Annotated in this window: 4 protein-coding genes and 2 pseudogenes; 1 reads left to right on the top strand and 5 read right to left on the bottom strand. The window is 61.5% G+C overall.

Annotated elements, in window-relative coordinates:
• Positions 1 to 194: DUF1501 domain-containing protein (locus ACYOEI_RS40835; RefSeq protein ID WP_462856434.1), on the top strand; the 194-nt coding region annotated here is incomplete at its 5' end.
• A gap of 235 nt (positions 195 to 429) precedes the next feature.
• On the opposite strand, the gene ACYOEI_RS40830 is transcribed toward ACYOEI_RS40835, so the two are convergent.
• From ACYOEI_RS40830 to ACYOEI_RS40810, 5 genes and pseudogenes are all read right to left on the bottom strand, one after another.
• A complete protein-coding gene (locus ACYOEI_RS40830) occupies positions 430 to 1,014 on the bottom strand; it encodes a hypothetical protein (protein ID WP_462856433.1) in 585 nt (194 codons plus the stop codon).
• Between the two features lie 69 nt (positions 1,015 to 1,083).
• Positions 1,084 to 1,179: pseudogene (locus ACYOEI_RS40825) on the bottom strand (hypothetical protein); the annotation flags it as partial.
• A gap of 78 nt (positions 1,180 to 1,257) precedes the next feature.
• Positions 1,258 to 2,280, bottom strand: a complete 1,023-nt coding sequence (locus ACYOEI_RS40820; protein WP_462856432.1) for a TolB family protein — start codon at positions 2,278 to 2,280, stop codon at positions 1,258 to 1,260.
• A gap of 594 nt (positions 2,281 to 2,874) precedes the next feature.
• Complete coding sequence (tnpC, locus tag ACYOEI_RS40815) at positions 2,875 to 4,230, bottom strand: IS66 family transposase (RefSeq protein WP_462856431.1); 1,356 nt, start codon at positions 4,228 to 4,230, stop codon at positions 2,875 to 2,877.
• A 212-nt stretch (positions 4,231 to 4,442) separates the two neighbouring features.
• Positions 4,443 to 4,569 (bottom strand): annotated as a pseudogene (locus ACYOEI_RS40810) (sigma factor); the annotation flags it as partial.

The following is a 4,569-nucleotide window of genomic DNA, read 5'->3' as shown; positions in this document are numbered from 1 at the left end:
TCCGCGGCGGCCACGTGATCGGCGAAACCGACCCCGAGGGCATCAAAGACCCCGTCGGCCGCCTCTCCATGGCCGACGTCCACGCCACCATCCTTTCGGCCGTCGGGCTCGATCCCCGCAAAGAAAATATTTCCCCCGTGGGACGCCCCATCACCCTTAGCGAGGGCAAGCCGATCCGGGAACTCCTCGCCTGATGAAGCTCTTGCGGAACGCCGTAGGAACGGCCTGGAAAGGACTTCGCAACTCCCGGAGACACGCATCCTCCGTCCGAGGCGATTGACCTCGGCGAATCAGAGTGCGAGGTGTTTCGCCGGTATCAACAAGAAAACCGCAGCCCTGATCGGACGACTCTCCTCGGAGTGAGTGGCGGATCGAGCGGCATCGACGACTGTAGCCGTTCACGGCCTCAACGAGCATAGAGACTTTGGGCTATAGGACGGCGCGTACCACCATCCCATCGCTGGTCGAGCCACACGAGGGGCAGGCGACCCGTGGGGCCACCGCATATCGCGGACTGTCTGGAAGCACTTGGCGTCGTCGAACAGGCCCTGGATGTTCACCATGATGAGGGCTCGCGGTTCCGATCGCGAAGGCGGTCAAGGATGTCCGGGGCGCTCGATCCTGGCCGATCCGAATGTGGAACGTCCCATCACCCCGGAATCCGTCTTGAGCCTCGGGAGAATGTCCTCGGACGTTCGGGCGCATGAGGAGGCCCGAGCCGAACGAGATGTCGGCCCGGGCCTGTTGGGTTAAGAGGTTCGACAGTCGGCCGGCCCAGACCACGGTGATCATATCAAGCCGTGCCGCGTCTTTGATTTTATCCTGCTTCGGCGAGACGAGGCTCGCGAAGAACCAATCGAGGTCGCCCTGGCCGAACAGGGAGTCGACGGCGCTGTCATTGTAGTCGGTGTCGGGCGTGAGCCGGACATTGCCGTTCAGGCCGCCGGCGAGCGAACCGTTGAGATGCTTGACGCGGTCCGCATAAGAGACATTCGTCCGGCCCCACTCGGCCATGATGGCGTCCAGCGAGGCCAGGTCGCTGTCGTAGTTGGTGCTGCCGCCGATGAGGATGTCGCCGTCGTCGCCGCGGAGCGTGTCTACACCCAGACCACCGATCAGCAGGTCTCGGCCGGCACCGGCGTTGAGCGTGTCGTTACCCGGGCCACGCGACGATGAAATTAAGACGGCCGTCGTTGAGCGTGAATCCCAGGAATGGGCATTCGGGCGTTACAGACGGAAATACCTCCAGCGAGTTTCTCAAGACTTCCAGGAAGGACCCCATTGAGGATATCCGAGGCCGGACGAGAGCGGCGGGGCCACCCTCATCGGTGCACCACCTGTGAGATCCAATAGAATGAGCCTATAATTGAACGGCTCCAAGTAACCTTTTTCATGCCTCCGTTCGGAGTGGGCGGAACAGACGATCCGCCGGCTATCGGGGGACCATGCAGGCCCTCCGGCGATCAGCTTCTCGGTCGAATCGAGGATCCGGCGTGCATTTGTACCATCGGCGTTCATCACCCATATGCCGGACTGGCGATCACCAATACGCCAGTATGCGATTTGCCGGCCGTCAGGAGAGATTCGCCCGTCGAGACTGAGCACTCCCTTCCCGGTCGTGGTCAAGCGGCGAGCGTCAGTACCGTCAAGTCGCATCCGGTAGATTTGATAGCCCGCGCCCTTGTCGCGATGAGAGTAAGTTAAGACCCACGTACCGTCAGGCGACCAGTCGACGACTTGCTCGGTGTCGGGGATCGGCAGTTTCTGCGGTTTTGTTCCGTCGGCGTTGACGATCCATGTTTCAAGCTTGGGCATTTTTGTACCGGGTACGTCGCCTTTCCCGACAGGGATCATCAACCGCTTACTATCTGGTGACCAGAATGGATCCCCGGCGAGTGCGAACAGGTGATGAATCGCCCCATCCCGCGTCAGGTCTCGGATCGAAATGCCAACGGCTTCATCGACAGTTCCCTTCCGAGTCCATCGTTTGAAGGCAAGGGAACGCCCATCAGGTGAGAGGCGGAAGTACGTGTCGTAGGATGTGCTATCGCTCTGGTCGGCAACCTTAGCCCATGTCATTCGCTCGGGATCGAGGGCGAAGATCCCTTGGATGATCTCCCTCTCGCCATCCCCCCCTTCCCAAGCGTAGACATAGATAGTCCCCTTGCCGACATCCTTGATAGATCCGGTTGCCCGTAAGGCACGCCCGGGCATGAGCAGGGCGAACGGAGCGGCGGCCGAAGTCAACCCGAAGAGCACGAGATCGCGGCGAGTTATCATGTTGAGTTCCCGTAATAGCGTTAATTCTGTCGGGTAGGTGATTGACGAAGTACGTCTTCTGCCGAGGCTCGTGATGCGCCGGCAGCGATAGGCTATTGGCTACGCCCTTTTCCATCCGCCCCTCAGAACCGCTCGTCACCCTCTCGCGCTCTATCGGCTTGATTGCTTGGTTACCCTGGAGGCGTGGATCGCGGTATGGTTACATTCTCGCCTCTTTTCCGGATGATAGCGAGGGTCCTCCCAACGTCTCGCACGTCCGCCCCTCGCTATCGGACCACCTACCCCCCATCGCCATGTCAGCGGATTTCCCGCTTGCAGATGACGTAGCCGTTCACGGCCTCATATAGCATTTGTCGATACATCAGGACGGCGCGCACCACTACCCACTCGCACAAATGGGCTTTGGCGATCGAATGGGCCAGTTCTTCTCTCGAACCGCACAGCGGTTAGCGCAGACCGCTCCCTTCGATGGGCGTTCCCGTCGCGTCCATGATTTCCCGGTCTCTCGACCTTGCATCATCTCGCGCTGGCTACGCCGATCCCGACGCGCGTCTCATCATCCCCTACGCGATGACTCCTCCCCTGGGAATCCTCTCACGTCGCCGCCCCCGGCGGCAATAACGATGGCGACGGCCGGTCCTCGAACCAATTCCCTATGCATCTCTCCAGAAACTCAAACACCGACTGACCTTGTCCTACGCAAGTGGCGATCGTCGTCCAGATCCGCTCGCTCCAGCGTCGTCCCGCCTCGCTCCGAGTCCCCTGCGTGATATGCCGATCGATCACCACGAACCGGATCGCTTGCTCCGCTCGATTGTTCGTCGGTCCCACGTCCGGCGTCGTGATGAACGTGAAGAACGCCTCGCCGTGCTTGCGAAATCGCCGCGCCATGTCCCCGGCGTGCCGTGTCGATGGCACCTCCGTCATCCCCCCGCGGAGCACCGCGTCGCGGGCCACTTCCAACTGGCGTTGGAAGATGAGGGGAGATAGTTCGTCACGCCGATGGATCACCGCGAACAATCCCTCCAACGCACACCGCAACCGCTCGTCATAGGCCTTCGTCCCCGCGTCCGGCAGGGTCGTCAGGGACTTCACGTCGCGGATCAGATGCGCCATGCAGAACTGGACCGTGACGCCGCATTCCCGCATGAATCTCCGGTACGCCGAGAAATAATCGCAACCGATTACGCCCTGGAAATCCCGGCCCAAGAGGTCCATCAACACATCGGCGCTGCGATGCGGGTCGATCTTGAAGCTCGTATACAAGTCGGTCCGTAGGCACCAAGTCCACCAGGCCTCCTTGTTGCACTGGTGGCCCGTCTCATCGATGTTCAACAGCCTCGCGTCGGGCAGGAATCGAAGCAACTCGTCATAGGGGCCGTCCAGCGCCTGACTGACCTTGTCGATCGTGTTGGCCAAAGTGCTCCGAGCGAGGGTGACGCCGACGACGTCGCGGAGGAACGTCCGGATCGTCGAGTAGGAGGCGTGACAATCCCCCTTCATGAACGCGATGAGTGCCGTGAGGTGGGGCCCCACCAGGCCGCCACGTGCGATCTTCAGGGGGAACGGTGCCCAGCACGGCCTCCGACAGGCATCACACCAGTATTCGGGGCAGGTATGCGGCTCGATGGTCAACGGCATCTTTTCGATGTCGATCTGTTGGATGACGCGAGGGATCGTCGGGTTGGGTCGCAAGGTCCCGCCGCAATCGGGGCAGGCGTGGAGGTCGTGTGTCTCAAACCGAGTGATTTGCTCGGGCGGGAACGGTTGACGCTCGTGCTTCTCGTGCCCGGGTTGCCCGCCGATGGAGCGAGGCATGCCGTCGGACCTCTCGGGAGGCTTCGGCTTGACGATGTCCGAGGAAGGCGGCTTGGACGAGGTCGCGGAGTCCTTCTTGGCGGCAGCCAACTGGGCGCGGATACGCTCCAATTCCGTTTCGAGTGCAGCCACTTTGGCCGCGAGGGCTTGGCACCGGGGACACTCGCTGGATGTTGCGCTCAACCTCAAAAAGTAATCGACATCAGGCCGAAAAAGCTAGATTGGGCCGTGAACGGCTACCGAGACTCGAATCCGCAACGCTTGGCATACGTTTCTGTTCCCATGATTGCCGGACCCAAGCTCGGTTGGGGGGGACTTCCGCAAGGGCGTTCCCTACCGCGACCGCCCAGGTGGTCGCGGTCCCGGATCGACGCGGCCTTCTTGACCAGGATCAGGAAGGTCGCCTGGAAGGCGTCCTCGACGTCGCGAGGGTCGTCGAGGAGTCGGCGGCAGACTCCGAGCACCAGCGGA

Source organism: Singulisphaera rosea, from assembly GCF_054877945.1.
Note: the sequence above shows the minus strand (reverse complement) of the source record. Positions and strands in the feature narration are given on the sequence as shown.

Excerpts from the sequence above, each read along its gene's own strand:
- ACYOEI_RS40830 (WP_462856433.1), bottom strand. The coding sequence starts at position 1,014 with ATGGCCGAGTGGGGCCGGACGAATGTCTCTTATGCGGACCGCGTCAAG.
- ACYOEI_RS40820 (WP_462856432.1), bottom strand. The coding sequence starts at position 2,280 with ATGATAACTCGCCGCGATCTCGTGCTCTTCGGGTTGACTTCGGCCGCC.